Source organism: Bradyrhizobium sp. USDA 4473, from assembly GCF_054063335.1.
On record NZ_JBSSGE010000001.1, the window covers coordinates 4464449 to 4483565 of the forward strand.

Below are 19117 nucleotides of genomic sequence, written 5' to 3' on the forward strand. Positions count from 1 at the left end.
ATTGAGCGTTGTAAAGGAACATATTTATTCCAAATTGTACTTTGGATGCCCGCTATCCCGATGCCACCGGCCCGGACCTTTTGTTGCTGTAGGCCGCTGGCGGGGTTATAGTCGTCCCACTTTCATTGATCGATGGCCTCGTCGGTGCCCGCGCTGCTGGCGCACCGATCGAGCGCAACATATTCAGTCTGGATCAATATGACCGGTGCGCTCCCCATAGAACGAACTGCCGGTGCGCCGTCGTTTTCCAACAACAAGCTGTCGGTGCTGCGCAAGCATCCCTATTTCGCCGATCTCGAGCCCGAGGCATTCGATCAGCTCTGTCGCTATGCCAAGCACATCACGCTGAAGCGCGGCACGACGATCTTCTCCAAGGGCGATCCCGGCACCAGCCTGATTGCGGTGATTTCGGGCACGGTGAAGATCAGCATCTCGTCGCCGGACGGCCGCAATGCGATTCTGAACCTGATCGAGGCCGGAGAGATCTTCGGCGAGATCGCGCTGCTCGACGGCTTGTCGCGGACCGCCGACGCCACCGCCAACACCAATTGCGAGCTGTTCGTCATCGACCGGCGCGAGTTCATTCCGTTCGTGCGCAGCCAGCCGACACTGGCGATGAAGTTCATCGAGCTGCTGTGCGCGCGGTTGCGCTGGACCAGCGACCAGGTCGAGCAGGTGATCCTCCAGGACTTGCCCGGCCGTCTGGCGAGCGCGCTGCTGCGTCTCAGCGACAAGCACAAGCCGCAGGGGCGCACCATCTCGATCACCCAGCAGGAGATCAGCGAGATGGTCGGCATGACCCGCGAGAGCATCAACAAGCAGCTCCGCGCCTGGGCGACCCGCGGCTGGGTCAGGCTCGAGCATGGTGCGATCGTCGTGCTGAAGCCCGAGTCGCTGCAAGAGCTGGTCGACGCCGGGGCCGATGACGGGGAATAGCCGCTGCGGCGGCTCGGCCCGTCCGGGTCTCACGAAACGGTGAACCCGACAAAGCTTGTGAAACCATTCACATCGGTCTTGCGTGCCCTGCGGTAAGTGAACCCTCGGTGGATCACATCCGCAATGTGGAGGAATCCATGCAGGGCTCGTTCGACAATCGACGGCAGGACCCGGAGCGCAACTACCAAAGCTTCAGCTTCAAGCTGATCGCTTTGCCGGTACTGGTGATCGTTGCACTGATCGGGATGCTGGTCAGTCACCCCTCGGCGGTCACATGGGTATCGGACGCGGCGCAAGCGGAGTTCGCCGGAACTGAGGCCGTCTACGCCGATCCGGTGCCCAACGTCGCGGAGCTGGCGCCCACGGTTCAGCCGCGCAATCAGATGCGGACGGTGAGGGCCAACTGATCGTCGACACCGTCGTCGCGCGCCATGGCGCGACGACGACGGTTCAAACCTCACGCCGCAACACCGAGCAGCTTTGCCGCAGTCCGGCCGAGAATGTTGGCCTTGTCGTCGTCGCTCAGCGACGCGCAGGCGAAGATGTGGTCGACCGGCGCCAGTTGCCACGGATAGGGATAGTCGCTGCCCAGCACGATCTGGCCGGCGCCAACCTGGGCAGCGAGATGTCGGATCGCCTCGGGCGTGAAGATCAGCGAGTCGAAATAGATCTGCTTGAGGTATTCGGTCGGCGCCTTCTGCAGCTTGATCTCCGGATTGCATCCCTTCGGTCCGACCAGGCACGGATGGTCCGAGCGATCGGCGTAAGACGGGAGATAGCCGCCGCCATGCGCGGCAATGATCTTCAATCTCGGGAAGCGGTCGAGCGTGCCCTCGAAGATCAGGTGCGAGAGTGCGATCGTGGTCTCGAGCGGATTGCCGATCGTGTTGCCGAGCCAGCCATTGCCTGACAGCCGCTTGTTGAGCTCGGGCACGCCCTGCGGATGGATGAACAGGGGAGCGCCGAGTTCCTCGGCCTTGGCCCATACCGGGTGAAACCTGGGATCGGAGAATTCCACGCCGTCGACGACACCGCCGATCGCCGCACCCTTCAGGCCCTGCTTCTTGACCGCGGTCTCGAGCTCCTGGACCGCAAGGTCCGGCGCCTGCAACGTCAGCGAGGCGAAGGCGGCGAAGCGCTCGGGTTTCGAGGCGCAGAGTTCGGCGAGCTTTTCGTTCTGGATCTTCACGATCTTGCCCGCTAGATCGCGATCGCGGTCGTACCAGAACGGATTGATCGAGAGCACTTCCATGTCGACGGCCTGCGAATCCATCGCAGCGAGACGTTTGTCGATCTCGAGGAAGGCCTCGGCGGCGCCGTTGACCGGCGGCAGTTGATATTTTCCGGCGTCGGCGCCGAGCAGGGCGCCCGCCTCGCGGAAGTGGCAATGCGAATGAATGTCGATGGTCTTGACGCGCTTGCCGCCGACGCTGACCGGCAACTTCTGGCGCGCTTGCTGCGCGCTCGCGTTGTGGACGAGCCCACAGCCGCAGAACACGATGCCGGCCGCCGCCGCTGTGCCCGCTTTCAGGAAATCCCGCCTTGTGCTCATGACGATCGCCTCCCTGTCGTTTTGTTGTGGGCGGGGAGCGTAGGGATGCCGGCGAGCGGTCGCAAGATCGCACGCTGCGCGTGCCGCGCAATGTTGATCTGCTCAGACCGGCTTGACCCGGCCTTTTTCGATGATGTCAGCGCAATGCTGACGGGTTTGCCGCGCTTGTGCAAGATGTCGCTCGCGCTCAGTGCAGGACCTGGAGCTGCCGGGGCAACCATAGCGAGATTTCGGGGAGATAGGTCACGCACATCAGGACAAAGAACATCACCGCGTAGAACGGCCAGATCTTGCGCATGACCTGCTCGATCGTGACCTTGCCGACCGCACAGCCGACAAAGAGGATCGCGCCGACCGGCGGGTGGCAGAGGCCGATGCCGAGATTGAGCAGCATGATCATGCCGAAATGAACCGGATCGACGCCGAAATTCTTCATGACCGGCAACAGGATTGGCGTCGCGATCAGGATCGACGGCGCCATGTCGACGAGCGTGCCGAGCACCAGCAGCAGGACGTTGATCAGAAGCAGGATGACGTATTTGTTGTCTGAGATCGACAGAAAGAAAGCGGTCATCTTGGCCGGCATCTGGGTCAGCGCCATGATGTAGCCGACGCTGGAGGCACAGGCGATCAGCGTCATCACCATTGCGACCGTGCGGAGCGTGCGATGCAGCAGCACCGGCAAGTCGCGCCAGCGATAGTCGCGGTAGATGAACATGGTGACGAAGAACGCCCAGATGCAGGCGACGGCGCCGGCTTCGATGGCGGTGAAGATGCCGCCGAGAATGCCGCCCAGGATGATGACGAGGGTGATGAGGCCCCAGCCCGCATCGATCGCGATCCGGATCGCATCCTTGGCCGGCACGGTCTGGCCATGCGGATGCTTCTCGCGATAGGCGACCGCAAGGCACAGGATGATCAGCGAGAAGCCGAGCAGCAGCCCCGGGAATACGCCGGCCATGAACAGGGCGCTGATCGAGATCGTCCCGCCCGTCGCAAGCGAATAGAGCACCGCATTGTGGCTCGGCGGCACCAGCAGCGCCTGCACCGACGAAGTGATCGTCAGATTGGTCGCGAACACCCGTGGATAGCCGTTCGCTTCCATCTGCGGGATCATCACCGAGCCAATCGCGGATGTGTCGGCGACCGCCGATCCCGAGATGCCGCTCAGGAATGTCGTCGCCAGCACGTTGACGATCGAGAGGCCGCCACGCAGCCGGGTCAGCCCGACCAGCACGTCGGCGAACGCAACCAGCCGCCGGGCCATGCCGCCCTCCGCCATGATCGCGCCGGCCAGCACGAAGAACGGAATCGTAAGCATCGCGACCTTGCTGACGCCGTCGGATATCTTCAGCATCACCGCTTCCAGCGGAATGCCGATCCACAAGGCGCCAACGATCGCCGCCATCGCCAGCGAGTAGGCGATCGGCATGCCGATCAGGAAACAGAGCAACATGGTCGCGAGCAGGATGGAAATATCCATGGTTGCTTCCCGTGATCAGTCGATCGATGCGTCGCGATGCGGGCCGATCGGATCGGGCGGTGCGCCCAGAAAAATCCGCTCGATGATGAAAAGCAGCAGGCAGCCGCCGCCGATCGGGATCGGAAGATAGGTGACACCGACCGACAGCGACGGGAAATCGGCGATCGTGTTGTACCAGGTCACCTCGACGAGCCGGGCGCCCCAGATGATCATGAACAGCGCGATGAGCCCCATCAGCAGCTGGACGACCAGATCCACGACGTTGCGCAGCGGGTCAGGCAGCTTGCCGGCGAAATATCCGACGTTCATGTGCAGGTTGAGCCGATAGCCCGCGGCCGCGCCGATGAACGTGACGACGATGGTGAGCAACACCGCGAGCGGTTCGGGCCAGGATGCGGCGCTGTTCAGCACATACCGGGTGAACACCGCCCAGGGGATGACCGCTGAAATCAGCACCAGCGCCGCACAGCCCGTGATGACGCAGGTGAGATACAAATAGTCCATCGCGCGGCGATATGATCCGGCCATGACCTTGTCCTGTCAGATGTCGATGTCCTGTGTGACGTGGAGTCAGGCCGACTGGATACGCCCGATCATGTCCTGGTATTTCGGGCCGTATTTGTCCCACACTGGCTTGACCGCGTTCTGGAATGGCGTCTTGTCGGCGATCTCGATGATCTCGCACCCGGCGGCTTTCGCCTTGTCCATCGCCTGCTGCTCATAGGTGTTCCAGAGGCCGCGCTCTTCCATCTGCGCCTCGCGGGCAAGCTTCTTGATCAGCGTCTGGTCATTGGCTGACAGCGCAGACCAGGCTCGCTTCGAGAACACCAGCAGTTCGGGAACGATCAAATGCTCAGTGAGTGAGAAGTGCTTCGCTGCGGTGTAATGATTGCTGAACACGTAGCTCGGAGGGTTGTTCTCGGCGCCGTCGATGACGCCGGTCTGCAGCGCGCTGAACACCTGATCGTAGCCCATCGCGACTCCGTTGCCGCCGAGCGCATTCATCATGTCGATGAAGATCGGATTGCCTATGACGCGGAACTTGAGGCCCTTGATGTCGGCGATCGTCTTGATCGCGCGCTTGGTGTTGTAGAGGCTGCGGGCTCCGGAGTTCATCCAGCACAGCGCGACAAGGCCGGCGTTTGGGCTCGCCGTGATCTTGTCCAGCAGCTCCTGGCCGATCGGGCCGTCCATCATCCGCTCCGCATGCGCCATGTTCTTGAACAGGAACGGCATGTTGACGACGTTGATGTCGTCGACGATGGGTCCGATCGAGCCCGCGCTGACGCGCAGCATCTGGATCGCGCCGATCTGGGTCTGCTCGATGGTTTCCTTCTCGCCGCCGAGCTGCATCGAGGGGAACATCTGCACCGACAGGCGGCCGTTGGTCGCTTCCGCGAGCTTCTTGCCGAGATTTTCCGTCGCGACCACGGTCGGGTAGCCGGGCGGCTGGACGTCGGACGCCTTGAACACGGCCTTCGACTGCGCGAAGGTCGGGCTCGCCGCGACCGCGCCCAGGCCGGCTGCGATCTTGATCACTTCGCGGCGGTTGAGCCCGCCATCGCGGTGCTGCGCTCGATCGGTAGCGTTCATGTTGTTTCCTTCCAAAACTGCCTGGCCGGAGTCTCCGGCCGCGGTCATGCCGGCTCGCTTCGCTGATCGAAGAATTCCGGATTGTTGTGCCGGGTAGCCGAGATGTCGGCCAGCAGCCGTTCGAGATGGGTGACCATTGCGGCGCCGGCGCGCACCGCGTCATGCGCCTCGATCGCGGTCATGACGGCCTCATGCTCCGCGATGACCTCGGCCATCCGCCCGCGTTGCGGCAGGGTCAGGCGTCGGAAGCGGTCGACGTGGACCTTGACCTGCAGGATCAGCTTCCAGATGCCGGGATGCCCGGCGACGTCGGCGATGGCTGCGTGAAAGGCCTCGTCGGCCTGATGGAATGCCTCGCGATCTCCGGCCATGTCGGCCTCGCGTTGGCGTTCGAGGATCGCGTGCAGGCCGAGGATTTGGCTGGCGCTGGCGCGCTCTGTCGCCATCCGCGTCATGGTTTCCTCCAGCGACCTGCGGACGATGATCGCCTCGGGCAGGGCGGCGAGCGGGATGCGCGACACGAAGATGCCGGATTGCGGGAAGATCTCGACCAGGCCCTCGTCCGACAGCCGCAGGATGGCCTCCCGCACCGGTGTCCGGCTCACGCCATAGGAACGAGCGATTTCGGTCTCGAGGATCGGGTCGCCCGGCTTGCGCTGCAACGAGACGAGCTCGGCTCGCAGCTCGGCATAGATCCGCGCGGCCGCCGTCGCGGTCCGCGGGCGGCCGGTCCGCCTATGGCCGGCGATGTTGCGGAGCTGCGGCTTTTTCGGCGAGCGCGCGGGCATTGTTGCTCCCAGAATTGATATATTAGTATATGAACTCGTCGTCGAAGGCAAACGCGCATCGTTCGCGTCTCGGGAGGTCCCATGACCGACTACCGCAAGCTGTTTGATCTCACCGGCAAGACCGCCGTGGTGTTGGGCGCCGCCTCTGGTATTGGCAAATCCTCGGCTGAAGCGCTGGCGTCGCTCGGCGCGCGCGTGCTGTGCGCCGATCGCACACAGGAAGGCGCCGATGCGGCGGCTGCTGCGATCCGCGCGCAGGGCGGATCGGCCTCGGCCGCTACCTGCGATGCCGCCGATCGTGCCGACGTCGAGGCCTTGGCGGCGAGGGCGCTGGCGGAATTTCAGCGCGTCGACATCGCGGTGACGACGCCGGGGCTGAACATCCGCAAGACCATCATCGATTATACCGAGGAGGACCTCGACCGCGTCATCAATCTCAACATCAAGGGCACGGTCTGGTTCTTCCAGGCGTTCGGCCGCATCATGGTCGCGCAGCAGGGCGGCAGCCTGATCGCCTGCTCCTCGGTGCGCGCGGTGACGATCGAGCCGGGGCTTGCGGTCTATGGCTCGACCAAGGCCGCGATCGGTCTTCTGGTGAAGGGCTTCGCATCCGAGGTGGGGCGATCCGGCGTCCGCGTCAACGCGATCGCGCCGAGCATCGCGGAGACCGCGCTGACCGGCCCATTCAAGCAGCGGCCCGATATCTACAATCTCTATGCCGGCCACACCGTGTTCAACCGCTGGAGCAGCGCCGACGAGGTCGCCACCGCCGTCGCTTACCTCGCCTCCGATGCGGCGAGCTATGTCAGTGGCAGCACGCTGTTCGTCGATGGTGGCTGGACCGCGGTCGATGGACCGCCAACGGGCCTCACGCAGCTGGCGCGCTGAAAGGCGAGTCCGAGTCAGCCGGAGACGAAGCCAGCCTGATTGCGCAGCTTCGACGTCTCCGGCGAGGTCAGCAGCGCGATCAGGCGTTGCGCCTGCGATGCAGCCATCGCCTGCGTCGCAACGGCGGCGGTGTACATGGTCGCGAGCCCGCATCCCGGCGGCAAGGTGGCCGACAGCACGACGCCACTGGTACTGATGATCTCGGTGGTTTGCGTGCAGCCGATCGACCGCCGGTCGCTTGACTCGGCCAGATGCCGCATCGCCGTAGCGCCGTTGGGAAAGATCTTTAGCCGATCGGCGACGACATCGGCGATGTCGAGTTGTGCAAGCACCTTGGCGACGTGAATGCCGGCGGTTGAAGCCTTGATATCCGGCACGAAGATCGCGTCAGCATCGAGCAGCACCGTGCGCAGGCCGGCTGCATCCTCGGGGCGCGCCGGCGGATCGCCTGCGCGGACCGCCAGCGCGGTTTCGACGCGGCCGATGTCGGCGATCGACGACCGCACGACAAGCCCTTCATCGGCCAGTGTCGCGATCAGGGCCGCGGTGAGGATGACGATGTCGGTCGGAACACCGGCGCGCAGTCTGTCGGCCATGGCGCCGACCGCGCCGAAATCGCCGCCAACGACGAAGCCGGTTTCGGCTTCGAATGCTGGTCCGAGGCTGCGCACCAGGCCCTGCGCCGCGCCTCCGCTCAGGATGTTCAACGTCTTCATGCGTACCGTTCCATTGGCGTTGCCGTTGTCCGTCTATTGGTTCTTGTCGAACCGTTTGACGACGTCTGCCCACTTCACGATATCGGCGCGCAGGAATTGGTCGAACGCCTCCGGCGTCATTTGCATCGGCACCGCGCCTTGCGCGGCCCAGAGGTTCTCGACGTCCGGCCGCTTGATCGCTGCATTCACGGCTGCGTTCAGCTTGTCGATGATCGGCTTCGGTGTCCGTGCCGGCGCCATCAGGCCGAGCCAGATCGTCGCCTCGTATCCGGCAACGCCAGCCTCGATCACCGTGGGAACGCCCGACAGCACTGCTGAACGAGTCTTTCCGGTCGTTGCCAGCGCCCGCACCTGGTTTTCGGCGACATTCGGCGCCATTGCGGGAACGGCATCGATCATCATCTGGACCTGGCCGCCGATGATGCCGCTGCGGGCTTCACCACTGTTGCGATAGGGCACGTGCACGGTGTCGATTCCGGCCATGGCTTTGAACAATTCGCCGGCCATGTGATACGGCGTGCCCTGGCCGGACGAAGCATAGTTCAGCTTTCCGGGCTGCGCCTTTGCCAGCGCGATGAATTCCTGCAGCGTCTTCGCCGGCACGGCGGGGTGGACCACGATCACGAGATCCGACGTGTTCAGCGATGCGATCGGCGTCAGGTCGCGCATCAGCTCATATTTGCGCTGCGGCACCAACGACTCATTCGCGGTCTGGGTATTCGACATCATCAGCAGGGTGTAGCCGTCGGCCGGCGCCTTCGCGACCTCGAGCGTGCCGATCACGCCGCCGGCGCCGGTGCGGTTCTCGACCACGAAGGGCTGGCCGAGGCCTTCCTGCAGGATGTTGCCGATCTGTCGCGCCACGACATCTGCCGGTCCGCCGGGGCCGAAGGGAACGATGATCCTGACCGGTCGCGCAGGGTAGTCTTCAGCATCCGCATGCGAGCTCGAGATAGACATGCTCAGCAACGCGGCGACAAACACCAAGGCGCACCGAAAGCCCGCCATTGATCGCTTCCCCCAACTTTAGTCTTGTTTCTTGGCGAGAAGTCTAGCTGCAACCTGAAGCGTCTGTCGACGACAGACTCCGTTCTCGCGCATCGGAATGAGGGCGGGAGGACGGTGTACTTAAACTTCGCCACTGAGTGCGGGAATCATATGAGGAAACATCCTGGGCTGTCGCGCCGCGAAATGCTGAAGGGCACCGGTGCCGTGCTGGCAGGGGCCGCCTTTTCAACCCGCGTGATGGCCGCCGCGCCACCCGCGGAACCAGTGACGCCGACATTGATCGCGGCGGCGAAGAAAGAGGGGCAGGTCGTCTACTACACCTCGACCGATCTGCCAGTCGCCGAGAAGCTGGCGAGGGCGTTCGAAGCGAAATATCCCGAGATCTCCGTGCGCGTCGAACGCACCGGCGCCGAGCGTGTGTTCCAGCGGATCGGCCAGGAATATGCCAGCAACATTCACGCTGTCGACGTCGTCAACTCCTCCGATGCCGCGCATTTCATCGTGTGGAAGCGGGACGGCATTCTGGCGCCCTATGTCCCGGAGGAGGTCGCACGATTCTATCCGGAGGAGCATCGCGATGCCGACGGTCAGTTCGCAAGCTTCCGGGTCTGGCTGTCGATCATTGCCTACAATACCAGCCTCGTGAAGGCCGAGGAGGCGCCGAAGAGCTTTGCCGATCTGCTCGATCCGAAATGGAAGGGCAAGATCGTGAAGGGGCATCCCGGCTATAGCGGCACCATCATGACTGCGACCTACCAGATGCAGCGCGATCTCGGCTGGAGCTTCTTCGAGCAGCTCGCCAAGCAGAACATCATGCAGGTGCAGTCCTCGACCGATCCGCCGAAGAAGCTCGATCTCGGCGAGCGCGCTGTCATGGCCGACGGCAACGAGTACAACATCTTCCAGATGAAGGAGATGGGCCGCCCGGTCGAGCCGGTCTATGCCACCGAGGGATCACCGCTGATCGTTGGCCCGAATGGTGTCTTCAAGGACTGTCCGCATCCGAATGCCGCCAGGCTGTTCCAGTCCTTCGCGCTCGGCCGCGAGGGGCAGCAGCTCAACATCGAGATCGGCGGCCTCAGGTCCGTCCACGCGCAGGTCCCGGAGAAGGCCGGACGCAAGCCGCTGAAGGACATCAAGACGATGAAGGATGATCCTGCCGCGGTGGAGCGGGAAGGGGACGCGATCAAGTCGCACTACACTCGCATCTTCCGCGTTTGACCGACGGGGCGAGCGGATCGCAGTCCGGTCTCGGCGCCTGCCGCATGGCTCATGCCCGGTTTTCGCCCGGACTGGGCAATAATGCCCCTCGGCGGAGGCGATATTTGATGTTACCAATTTGGCATGAACCAGCATGCCAAGGTCGACATCCGCCATTCCACCTGCCCGCACGACTGCCCGTCGGCATGTGCGCTCGACGTCGAAGTCATCGAGGGCCGCTCGATCGGCAGGGTCCGCGGCTCCAAGCAGCAGAGCTATACAGCCGGCGTGGTCTGCGCCAAGGTCGCACGCTACGCCGAGCGGATCCATCATGCCGAACGGCTGATATATCCGATGCGCCGGACCGGGCCGAAGGGCTCCGGCCAGTTCGCGCGGATTTCCTGGGACGAGGCGCTGGACGAGATCGCGGCGCGCTTCAACGCCGCCGAGCGGGAGTTCGGCGCCGAATCGGTCTGGCCCTACTACTACGCCGGCACGATGGGGCTCGTGATGCGCGACGGCCTCAACCGACTGTCGCATGTGAAGAAGTATTCGCGCTTCTACGGCACGATCTGCGCAACCATCGCGCGCATCGGCTTTGCCGCCGGGACCGGCAAGATCGCCGGCGTCGACCCGCGCGAGATGGGCGTGTCCGATCTCATCGTGATCTGGGGCACCAATCCGGTGAACACCCAGGTCAACGTGATGACGCATGCCTCGCGCGCGCGGAAGGAGCGCGGCGCCAAGATCGCGGCGGTCGACGTCTACAACAACGAGACCATGAAGCAGGCCGACATCAAGATCCTGCTGCGGCCGGGGACCGACGGCGCCTTCGCCTGCGCTGTGATGCATGTGCTGTTCCGTGAGGGATTTGCCGATCGCGAGTACCTTGCACGCTACACCGATTGCCCCGACGAGTTGGAAGCACATCTGAAGACCCGGACGCCGGAATGGGCCTCGGCGATCTCGGGCGTGCCGGTCGAGGAGATCGAGGCATTCGCGCGGCTGGTCGGACAGACCCAGCGCTCGTTCTTCCGTCTTGGCTACGGCTTCACCCGCAGCCGTAACGGCGCCGCGCAGATGCACGCGGCGCTGTGCATTCCCGCGGTCACCGGTGCCTGGCAATATGAGGGCGGCGGTGCGTTCTTCAACAATGCCGGGATCTGGCGCTTCGACGAGTCGATCATCGAGGGCCACGACGCGATCGATCCCTCGACGCGGGTGCTCGATCAGTCACAGATCGGCCGGATCCTGACCGGCGATGCCGAAGCGTTGAAGGGCGGCGGGCCGGTCAAGGCGATGCTGATCCAGAACACCAATCCGATGACGGTGGCGCCCGAGCAGGCGCTGGTGCGCCAGGGCTTTGCCCGCGAGGATCTGTTCGTCGCGGTGCACGAGCAGTTCATGACCGAGACGGCGCGGATGGCCGATATCGTGCTGCCGGCGACGATGTTCATGGAGCACGACGACCTCTATTACGGCGGCGGTCATCAGCACATCTCGGTCGGCCCGAAGCTGATCGATCCGCCGGGCGAGTGCCGTTCCAACCACGAGGTGCTGCAGGGGCTCGGCCGCCGTCTCAACGCCGTGCATCCCGGCTTCGACATGACGGCGCGCGAATTGATCGACGCGACGCTGCAAAAGAGCGGGCATGGCGATATCGCGACGCTCGAGGCCGAGCTGTGGCGCGACCTGCAACCCGATTTCCGCACCTCGCACTATCTCGACGGCTTTGCCCACGCCGACAAGAAGTTCCACTTCAAGGTGGATTGGGGCAAGGTGCCGGTCGGAACCGGCGGGCTGCTGGGCGCATGGGACAAGATGCCCTCGCTGCCCGACCACTGGACCATCATCGAGGAGGCGGACGCGCAGCATCCGTTCCGGCTGGCGACGTCGCCCTCGCGCAGCTTCCTCAACACCAGCTTCAACGAAACACCGTCGTCGCAGGCCCGCGAGGGCGCGCCGACCGTGATGATCCATCCCGACGATGCGGTCGCGCTGTCGATCGCCGACGGCGAGGCCGTCACGCTCGGCAACATGCGCGGCGAGACCACGCTGACCGCAAAGCTGTTCGATGGCGTGCGCCGCGGCGTGCTGATCGCCGAGTCGATCCATCCGAACAAGGCCCATATCGGCGGCCGCGGCATCAACATGCTGACCGGGGCGGAGGCCGTCGCACCGCTCGGCGGTGCCGCGTTCCACGACAACAAGGTCTGGATCAGGAAGGCGTCTGCGGGCGCCTGAATCGTGCTTGCAGTCGGCGCCGATCCTGCCGCAAATGTGGGCTGACAACAGCACACAGGCACAAACAGGCAGGAAACATGACCGACAACAGCGTTCTCTTGGAAAAGCGCGGGCAGGCCTTCTGGATCACCATCAACCGCCCGGACAAGCGCAACGCGCTCAATGCCGGCGTGATCGCCGGCATCGCGAAGGGCTATCGCGAGGCGCATGACGACAAGGACGTGCGCGTCATCGTCCTGACCGGCGCCGGCGACAAGGCGTTCTGCGCCGGTGCCGATCTGCAGAACAGCGGCGCGGCGTTCTCGATGGATTTCTCGCGGCCCAATGTCGACTACGCCGACCTGTTGCGGCTGTCGCAGAGCGCCACAAAACCCGCGATCGCGCGGGTCGGCGGCGTCTGCATGGCCGGCGGCATGGGCCTGTTGTGCATGACCGACATGGCGGTCGCCGCCGATGGCGTGATCTTCGGCCTGCCCGAGGTGAAGGTCGGCGTGTTTCCGATGCAGGTGCTGAGCCTGCTGCAGTCGATCGCGCCCGCGCGTCTGATCAACGAATGGGCGCTGACCGGCGAGCCGTTCGACGCTAGGGCTGCCCAGGCCGCGGGCCTGCTCAACTACGTGGTGCCGGCGGCCGAGCTCGACGCCAAGGTCGATTGGCTGATCGGCCGCATCGTCGACAAGTCGCCGACCGCGATCCGGCGCGGCAAATACGCGATGCGCGCGATCGCCTCGATGTCGTTCGATGAAAGCATCGCCTACACCGAAAGCCAGATCGCGCTGCTCGCGATGACCGAGGACGCCAAGGAAGGCCTCAAGGCTTTCGGCGAGAAGCGCAAGCCGACCTGGACCGGCCGTTGAGGCATCGCCGTGCCGCTTCAGCCGCCCGCATGCGGCCGCCGCAGGCGCGCACTATCAAAACATGGGAAACAACCCCATGCAAAGGAGCCGACGCGGCCAACGTTCGACAAGGCAGCTTGACACGTCGGGCAAATCAGGGGTAAGTTTCTAATATTCCGAAAATTTTGCGCTCGGCTCGCCCGATCGCGTATCAGCCCGCGTTGGCCTTCAGGCCGGCGGCCTCGATGCCGGCGAGGGCACAGATCTCGTCATTGTCGGAGGTGTCGCCACTGACGCCGACGGCGCCGAGCAGGGCGGTGCCGTCCATGATCAGCACGCCGCCGGGAACCGGCACCAGCCGGCCCTGCGCCAGCGTGTTCACGGAATCGATGAAATAGGCCTGCTCCTGCGCGCGCTGGAACAGCGCCCGCGATCCCATGCCGAGCGCCAGCGCGCCATAGGCCTTGCCATGGGCGATCTCGGCCCGCATCAGGCTGGTGCCGTCCTGGGCTGCCGTCACCTTTACCGCACCGCGCGCGTCGAGGATGGTGACGACCAGCGGCTTCAGCTTCTTCTCGACACCCTTGGCGAGCGCGGCATCCAGGATCTTGCGGGCGGTGTCGAGGGTGAGCTCAGCCATGGGCCTCTTCCTTTGTTGGCAATGATGGGTCGGATTTCGATGTCGCACGTTTCAGGCTCATCGCCAATACGCTGGCGACATGCAGCGGCGTGCGGCCGCTGCCGTCCTTGATCTGATGCCGGCACGAGGTGCCGTCGGCCACGATCAGCGTGTCCTGATCGGCGCCGCGCACCGCAGGGAGTAGCGACAGCTCGGCCATCTCGATCGAGGCCTGGTAGGTATCGGCGCCATAGCCGAACGCGCCGGCCATGCCGCAGCAACTCGACTCGATAGTTTTGACCTCGAGCCCCGGGACCAGCCGCAGCACCTTCTCCACCGGCTTGAACGCGCCGAAAGATTTTTGGTGGCAGTGGCCGTGCACGACAGCCTTGCTCGCGACCGCGCCGAGCGGCAGGGCGAGGCGCCCGGCTTCCGCCTCGCGCACCAGGAATTCCTCGAACAGCAGCGCGTGCGCGCTGACGGCCTTTGCGGCGCCATCCGATCGCAGCGACAGCAGCTCGTCGCGCAGCGTCAAGAGGCAGCTCGGCTCCAGGCCGATGATCGGCACGCCGCGTGCCGCGAACGGTGCGTAGGTTGCAACCAGCCGGCCGAGCTCGGCGCGGGCCTGCTCAACCAGTCCGGCCGACAGGAAGGTGCGCCCGCAGCACGGCGGACGGGCGCCATCCGATGGTCTCGGCAGATGGACGCGATAGCCGCCGGCAACGAGCACCTCGAGTGCAGCGTCGAGATTCTCCCGCTCATAGCCGCGGTTGAACGTATCGGCGAACAGCACCACTTCGCGGCCATCCGGCGGGCCGAGCACCTCGGCATCGGGCCGGAAGGTGTCGCGGCGAAATTCCGGCAGCGCGCGTTTGGCGCTGATGCCGGCGATTTTCTCGAACAGCGCGCGCAGCAGCGGGCTGCGGTTGCGCCAGTTCGCGATCGGCGCAAGGCGCGAGGCGAGATCGACATAGCGCGGCAGATAGCCGACCAGCCGGTCGCGCAGCGACAGGCCTTGCGTCGCGGCGCGTGCCGCCAGCACCTCGATCTTCATCTTGGCCATGTCGACGCCGGTCGGGCATTCGTGGCGGCACGCCTTGCAGGAGACGCAGAGTTTCAGCGTCTCCACCATCGCGTCGGAGGCGAGCGCATCGGGCCCGAGCTGGCCCGAGATCGCGAGCCGCAGCGTGTTGGCGCGGCCGCGGGTGACGTCCTTTTCATTGCGGGTCGCACGATAGGACGGACACATCACGCCGCCTTCGAGCTTGCGGCAGGCGCCGTTGTTGTTGCACATCTCGACGGCGCCCTGGAAGCCGCCGCCGGCGCCGGGATACGCCGACCAGTCGAGCACCGTCTTCATTTCACCGACGCGATAGTCCGGCGAGAAACGGAACAGCGAGCGGTCGTCCATTTTCGGCGGATCGACGATCTTGCCCGGGTTGAGCGTGTTGGTCGGATCGAAGCGCTGCTTGACCTCGCGGAAATCGGCGACGATGCGCGCGCCGAACATGGTCTCGTGGAATTCCGAGCGCACCAGGCCGTCGCCGTGCTCGCCGGAATGCGAGCCCTTGTATTCGCGCACCATCGCGAAGGCTTCCTCGGCAATGGCGCGCATTGCCTTGACGTCCTTCTCAAGCTTGAGGTTGAGCACCGGGCGCACATGGAGGCAGCCCTCGGAGGCGTGCGCATACATCGTGCCGCGGGTGCCGTGCTTGGCGAACACGGCATTGAGCCGCTCGGTGTAGTCGGCGAGATGCGGCAGCGGCACCGCGCAGTCCTCGACGAACGAGACCGGCTTGCCTTCCTGCTTCATCGACATCATGACATTGAGGCCGGCGGCGCGGAAATCGGCGATGCCGGTCTGCAGCGCGGGCTCGACGATCTCGACCACGCCGCCCCATTTGCGCTGCGGCTTGTCCCAGCCGAAGCCGAGGTCGCCCATCAGTTCGCCGAGCTGCTTCAGGCGGGCGAGATTGTCGGCCTGATCCTCTTCCGCGAATTCGACCACCAGGATGGCGTCGGGATCGCCGCGCACGGCCGCCGAGATGATCGGCTGGAACATCGCGATCTCGCGCCCCAGCGCGATCATGGTGCGATCGACCAGCTCGACGGCAATGGGCCGCAGCTTGACCAGATGCTGGGCTGCATCCATCGCTTCATAGAAGCTGCCGAAATGGCAGACGCCGAGCGCCTTGTTGCGGATCACGGGCCACAGCTTGAGCTCGACCTGCGTGGTGAAGGCCAGCGTCCCCTCGGAGCCGACCAACAGATGCGCCATGTTGTTCGGCGCGTTGCGCGGCACCAGCGCATCGAGGTTATAGCCGCCGACGCGGCGCTGCACCTTGGGGAATTTGTCCGCGATTTCGGCGGCCTCGCGCTCGCCGAGATCGAGCATCTCGCGAAACAGCTTCAATCCGCTGTCGGACGCATTGATCCGCGTCAGATCGCGCGGCACCTCGCCGAAATGCAGCAGCGTGCCGTCGGCGAGCGCGGCGTCCATCGACAGCGTGTTGTCGCGCATCGTGCCGTAGCGCAGCGAGCGGCCACCGCAGGAATTGTTGCCGGCCATGCCGCCGATCGTGGCGCGCGACGCTGTGGAGACGTCGACCGGAAACCACAGCCCGTGCTTTTTCAGCTGGCGGTTGAGGTCATCGAGCACGATGCCGGGCTCGACCACGCAGGTGCGGGCCTCGACGTCGAGCGAGACGATCCGGTTCAGGTGCTTGGAGAGATCGACCACGATGCCGTCATTGACGGTCTGGCCGCATTGCGAGGTGCCGCCGCCGCGCGGGGTCACGATCCGCCCGGCGTCGCGGACGATCGACAGCGTCCGCAGCGCCTCGTCAACGGTGCGGGGCACCACCACGCCGGCGGGCATGATCTGGTAGAACGAGGCGTCGGTCGCGTAGCGGCCGCGGTTGAAGGCGTCGAAGAAAATGTCGCCGGTCAGTTCGGAGCGCAGGCGCTGTTCGAGCGAGGAGACGTTCTTCATCCCAGATCCGATGTGATCCACGGCGCGTGGCGGGCGTGCCTGCTCATGGATTATGCATTTTCTCGACGTGAGAATTATATTATGAATTCAGAATGGGCAAGGATTGCGATCTCGTCGCGCTCCCCCAGGCTCACCCCTAGTCGCCCTGGGGCGTCGTTTCCAGGTCGGCGTCCTGACCTTCGGCGAGGTGATCGATCGCGGCGGACCGCTTGTTGCGAAGATGCTGGAACAGGATATCGCTGAGCTCGCTCGCCGCGCGGCGGCGTAGCGCATCGAGGATCGCCTCGTGCTCGCGCATCGCCTCGCCCCAACGCTGCCGCTTGCGGGCGAAATTGGCGGAATAGCGCACCCGGCGGATCCGGCCGGCGAAGTTGGCGTAGGTCGTCTTCAGCGTACCGTTGCGCGCCGCCGCGACGATGCTCTCGTGGATCTGCTGGTTGATCTGGAAATAGCCGTGCATGTCGCGATGCAGGTAGTGGCCGTACATTTCGTAGTGCAGCCGCTCGATCGCGGCGATTTCCTCGTCGGTGATCAGCTCGCAGGCCAGCCGTCCAGCGAGGCTCTCCAGCCCTGCCATCACGTCGAACAGCTCCTCGAGGTCGCGCTGGCTGAGCTGGCGTACCCGTGCGCCGCGATTGGGCAGCAGTTCGATCAGGCCCTCGGCGGCCAGCACCTTGAGCGCCTCGCGCAGCGGGGTCCTGGAGATCCCGAGCATTTCGCAGAGCTGCCGTTCCGGAACGCGGGCGCCCTCGGGGATGTTGCCTTCCACCACGTAGTCGCGCAGCCGCAGCAGCACCTCGCCGTGCAGTGAGGCCTCCTGGCGGTCGCTGCCATTGCCGGCGGTGGGCGGGGTGATCGGAACCCCGGTCTCGGGAATCGCGGATTTCATATTCTGAACAATAATTTGGCGGCGCGGTCGCGTCGATCTCCGTAATCGAATACCAAAATTCGATTGAAAAGACAAAAAATGAATGCAAAAAGACTTCCCGAAGGGTCGAATTCCGGCGATTAGGAGGATCTCATGCATCAAGGGCGCCATTTTCTGCAGATTCCCGGGCCGAGCCCCGTCCCCGATCGCATTCTCCGCGCGATGGACATGCCGGTCATCGACCACCGCAGCGCCGAATTCGGCGAGCTCGGCCGGACGGTGCTGGAGGGCAGCGCCAGGATCTTCCAGACCAAAGGCCCGGTGGTGATCTTCCCGTCGTCCGGGACGGGCGCCTGGGAAGCCGCGATCGTCAACACGCTGTCGCCTGGCGACAAGGTCCTGATGGTCGAGACCGGCCACTTCGCCACGCTGTGGCGGCAGCTCGCCGGCCGGTTCGGCATCGAGGTCGACTTCCTCCCCGGCGACTGGCGCCGCGGCGCCGACCCCGCCCGGATCGAAGCCAAACTCGCCGATGACACTGCGCACAGCATCAAGGCGGTGATGGTGGTCCACAACGAGACCTCGACCGGCGCGACCAGCCGGATCGCGGATATCCGTGCCGCCATCGACCGCACCGCGCATCCGGCGCTTTTGATGGTCGACACCATCTCCTCGCTCGGCTCGGTCGATTACCGGCACGACGAATGGAAGGTCGACGTCAGCGTCAGCTGCTCGCAGAAGGGTTTCATGCTGCCGCCCGGCCTCGGCTTCAACGCGATCTCGGACAAGGCCCGCGCCGCGTCGCGCAGCAACAAGATGCCGCGCTCCTATTTCGACTGGGAGGAGATGCTGAAGCCGAACGCCAAGGGCTTCTTCCCCTACACGCCGGCGACCAACCTGCTCTACGGGTTGCGCGAAGCCATCGCGATGCTGCTGGAGGAAGGCCTCGACAAGGTGTTCGCGCGTCACCAGCGGCTGGCCGCCGCGACGCGGGCTGCCGTCAACCAATGGGGCCTCGAGGTGCTGTGCCAGGAGCCTTCGGAGTTCTCGCCGGTGCTGACCGCGGTGTTGATGCCGCCCGGCCATGACGCCGATCAGTATCGCAAGGTCGTGCTCGAGAATTTCAACATGTCGCTCGGCTCTGGCCTGTCCAAGGTCGCCGGCAAGGTGTTCCGCATCGGTCACCTCGGCGAGTGCAACGAGCTGACCTTGCTTGGCGCGCTCACCGGCGTCGAGATGGGCTTGTCGATCGCCGGCGTCCCGCACCGCGCGGGCGGTGTCGAGGCCGCGATGAAGATTCTCGAGCAGCGCGATCAGCGCAACGCGTCGCATCTGAAGGTGGTCGGCACCTAGCTCTTGTTGAGCATGATCTCTTCGGACAACCGCCTCGCGCT

Annotated in this window: 17 protein-coding genes; 7 read left to right on the forward strand and 10 right to left on the reverse strand. The window is 64.7% G+C overall.

Annotation, left to right across the window (positions count from 1 at the left end; translation table 11 throughout):
* Positions 1–198 precede the first annotated feature (198 nt).
* Both ACVW17_RS20775 and ACVW17_RS20780 read left to right on the forward strand, forming a co-directional pair.
* Positions 199–936 carry a Crp/Fnr family transcriptional regulator gene (locus ACVW17_RS20775; protein ID WP_456753642.1) on the forward strand — a complete coding sequence of 246 codons (738 nt, stop codon included), beginning with the start codon at positions 199–201 and terminating at the stop codon, positions 934–936.
* A 137-nt stretch (positions 937–1073) separates the two neighbouring features.
* A complete protein-coding gene (locus tag ACVW17_RS20780; RefSeq protein WP_456753643.1) occupies positions 1074–1343 on the forward strand; it encodes a hypothetical protein in 270 nt (89 codons plus the stop codon).
* Positions 1344–1393: 50 nt separating this feature from the next.
* Here ACVW17_RS20780 and ACVW17_RS20785 read toward each other — a convergent pair whose 3' ends face one another.
* The 5 genes from ACVW17_RS20785 to ACVW17_RS20805 all read right to left on the reverse strand — a co-directional run bounded on the left by ACVW17_RS20785 (position 1394) and on the right by ACVW17_RS20805 (position 6352).
* On the reverse strand, positions 1394–2488 hold the full coding sequence (locus ACVW17_RS20785; RefSeq protein WP_456753644.1) for an amidohydrolase family protein: 1095 nt from the start codon (positions 2486–2488) through the stop codon (positions 1394–1396).
* A 187-nt stretch (positions 2489–2675) separates the two neighbouring features.
* The gene (locus ACVW17_RS20790) at positions 2676–3971 is read right to left on the reverse strand and encodes a TRAP transporter large permease (RefSeq protein ID WP_456753645.1); all 1296 of its coding nucleotides are present in this window, start codon (positions 3969–3971) and stop codon (positions 2676–2678) included.
* 15 nt (positions 3972–3986) lie between these two features.
* Positions 3987–4499 (reverse strand): TRAP transporter small permease, encoded by a 513-nt coding sequence (locus ACVW17_RS20795; RefSeq protein ID WP_456753646.1) that lies wholly within the window; start codon positions 4497–4499, stop codon positions 3987–3989.
* Between the two features lie 42 nt (positions 4500–4541).
* A complete protein-coding gene (locus ACVW17_RS20800) occupies positions 4542–5564 on the reverse strand; it encodes a TRAP transporter substrate-binding protein (protein WP_456753647.1) in 1023 nt (340 codons plus the stop codon).
* Between the two features lie 44 nt (positions 5565–5608).
* Entirely contained in the window at positions 5609–6352 is a 744-nt protein-coding gene (locus ACVW17_RS20805) for a GntR family transcriptional regulator (protein WP_456753648.1), read from the reverse strand.
* A gap of 81 nt (positions 6353–6433) precedes the next feature.
* Here ACVW17_RS20805 and ACVW17_RS20810 point away from each other — a divergent pair, with 81 nt between their 5' ends.
* Positions 6434–7240 (forward strand): SDR family NAD(P)-dependent oxidoreductase, encoded by an 807-nt coding sequence (locus ACVW17_RS20810; protein ID WP_456753649.1) that lies wholly within the window; start codon positions 6434–6436, stop codon positions 7238–7240.
* A 14-nt stretch (positions 7241–7254) separates the two neighbouring features.
* Here the strand turns inward: ACVW17_RS20810 and ACVW17_RS20815 are convergent, their stop codons facing one another.
* Complete coding sequence (locus ACVW17_RS20815) at positions 7255–7956, reverse strand: molybdate ABC transporter substrate-binding protein (protein ID WP_456753650.1); 702 nt, start codon at positions 7954–7956, stop codon at positions 7255–7257.
* A gap of 33 nt (positions 7957–7989) precedes the next feature.
* On the reverse strand, positions 7990–8916 hold the full coding sequence (locus tag ACVW17_RS20820) for a tripartite tricarboxylate transporter substrate binding protein (protein WP_456797816.1): 927 nt from the start codon (positions 8914–8916) through the stop codon (positions 7990–7992).
* A 198-nt stretch (positions 8917–9114) separates the two neighbouring features.
* On the opposite strand from ACVW17_RS20820, the gene ACVW17_RS20825 reads away from it, so the two are divergent.
* The 3 genes from ACVW17_RS20825 (at position 9115) to ACVW17_RS20835 (ending at position 13265) form a co-directional block, all read left to right on the forward strand.
* On the forward strand, positions 9115–10185 hold the full coding sequence (locus ACVW17_RS20825) for an extracellular solute-binding protein (protein ID WP_456753651.1): 1071 nt from the start codon (positions 9115–9117) through the stop codon (positions 10183–10185).
* A 123-nt stretch (positions 10186–10308) separates the two neighbouring features.
* Positions 10309–12408: a molybdopterin oxidoreductase family protein gene (locus ACVW17_RS20830; protein WP_456753652.1), complete on the forward strand. Its 2100-nt coding sequence runs from the start codon at positions 10309–10311 to the stop codon at positions 12406–12408.
* Between the two features lie 77 nt (positions 12409–12485).
* Entirely contained in the window at positions 12486–13265 is a 780-nt protein-coding gene (locus tag ACVW17_RS20835) for an enoyl-CoA hydratase/isomerase family protein (protein ID WP_456753653.1), read from the forward strand.
* A 190-nt stretch (positions 13266–13455) separates the two neighbouring features.
* On the opposite strand, the gene ACVW17_RS20840 is transcribed toward ACVW17_RS20835, so the two are convergent.
* From ACVW17_RS20840 to ACVW17_RS20850, 3 genes are all read right to left on the reverse strand, one after another.
* Positions 13456–13884 carry a GlcG/HbpS family heme-binding protein gene (locus ACVW17_RS20840; RefSeq protein ID WP_456753654.1) on the reverse strand — a complete coding sequence of 143 codons (429 nt, stop codon included), beginning with the start codon at positions 13882–13884 and terminating at the stop codon, positions 13456–13458.
* The gene (locus ACVW17_RS20845; RefSeq protein WP_456753655.1) at positions 13877–16855 is read right to left on the reverse strand and encodes an FAD-binding and (Fe-S)-binding domain-containing protein; all 2979 of its coding nucleotides are present in this window, start codon (positions 16853–16855) and stop codon (positions 13877–13879) included. The genes ACVW17_RS20840 and ACVW17_RS20845 overlap by 8 nt, the downstream gene beginning before the upstream one ends.
* Positions 16856–16991: 136 nt before the next feature.
* Positions 16992–17744, reverse strand: coding sequence for a GntR family transcriptional regulator (locus ACVW17_RS20850; protein WP_456756489.1), 753 nt, complete (start codon positions 17742–17744; stop codon positions 16992–16994).
* A 132-nt stretch (positions 17745–17876) separates the two neighbouring features.
* On the opposite strand from ACVW17_RS20850, the gene ACVW17_RS20855 reads away from it, so the two are divergent.
* Positions 17877–19076: a pyridoxal-phosphate-dependent aminotransferase family protein gene (locus ACVW17_RS20855; protein ID WP_456797817.1), complete on the forward strand. Its 1200-nt coding sequence runs from the start codon at positions 17877–17879 to the stop codon at positions 19074–19076.
* Positions 19077–19117 lie beyond the last annotated feature (41 nt).

What these genes read in the sequence shown, in the direction of transcription:
- ACVW17_RS20775 (WP_456753642.1), top strand. Translation starts at nt 199, where the DNA reads ATGACCGGTGCGCTCCCCATAGAACGAACTGCCGGTGCGCCGTCGTTT.
- ACVW17_RS20780 (WP_456753643.1), top strand. Translation starts at nt 1,074, where the DNA reads ATGCAGGGCTCGTTCGACAATCGACGGCAGGACCCGGAGCGCAACTAC.
- ACVW17_RS20785 (WP_456753644.1), bottom strand. Translation starts at nt 2,488, where the DNA reads ATGAGCACAAGGCGGGATTTCCTGAAAGCGGGCACAGCGGCGGCGGCC.
- ACVW17_RS20790 (WP_456753645.1), bottom strand. Translation starts at nt 3,971, where the DNA reads ATGGATATTTCCATCCTGCTCGCGACCATGTTGCTCTGTTTCCTGATC.
- ACVW17_RS20795 (WP_456753646.1), bottom strand. Translation starts at nt 4,499, where the DNA reads ATGGCCGGATCATATCGCCGCGCGATGGACTATTTGTATCTCACCTGC.
- ACVW17_RS20800 (WP_456753647.1), bottom strand. Translation starts at nt 5,564, where the DNA reads ATGAACGCTACCGATCGAGCGCAGCACCGCGATGGCGGGCTCAACCGC.
- ACVW17_RS20805 (WP_456753648.1), bottom strand. Translation starts at nt 6,352, where the DNA reads ATGCCCGCGCGCTCGCCGAAAAAGCCGCAGCTCCGCAACATCGCCGGC.
- ACVW17_RS20810 (WP_456753649.1), top strand. Translation starts at nt 6,434, where the DNA reads ATGACCGACTACCGCAAGCTGTTTGATCTCACCGGCAAGACCGCCGTG.
- ACVW17_RS20815 (WP_456753650.1), bottom strand. Translation starts at nt 7,956, where the DNA reads ATGAAGACGTTGAACATCCTGAGCGGAGGCGCGGCGCAGGGCCTGGTG.
- ACVW17_RS20820 (WP_456797816.1), bottom strand. Translation starts at nt 8,916, where the DNA reads ATGTCTATCTCGAGCTCGCATGCGGATGCTGAAGACTACCCTGCGCGA.
- ACVW17_RS20825 (WP_456753651.1), top strand. Translation starts at nt 9,115, where the DNA reads ATGAGGAAACATCCTGGGCTGTCGCGCCGCGAAATGCTGAAGGGCACC.
- ACVW17_RS20830 (WP_456753652.1), top strand. Translation starts at nt 10,309, where the DNA reads ATGAACCAGCATGCCAAGGTCGACATCCGCCATTCCACCTGCCCGCAC.
- ACVW17_RS20835 (WP_456753653.1), top strand. Translation starts at nt 12,486, where the DNA reads ATGACCGACAACAGCGTTCTCTTGGAAAAGCGCGGGCAGGCCTTCTGG.
- ACVW17_RS20840 (WP_456753654.1), bottom strand. Translation starts at nt 13,884, where the DNA reads ATGGCTGAGCTCACCCTCGACACCGCCCGCAAGATCCTGGATGCCGCG.
- ACVW17_RS20845 (WP_456753655.1), bottom strand. Translation starts at nt 16,855, where the DNA reads ATGAAGAACGTCTCCTCGCTCGAACAGCGCCTGCGCTCCGAACTGACC.
- ACVW17_RS20850 (WP_456756489.1), bottom strand. Translation starts at nt 17,744, where the DNA reads ATGAAATCCGCGATTCCCGAGACCGGGGTTCCGATCACCCCGCCCACC.
- ACVW17_RS20855 (WP_456797817.1), top strand. Translation starts at nt 17,877, where the DNA reads ATGCATCAAGGGCGCCATTTTCTGCAGATTCCCGGGCCGAGCCCCGTC.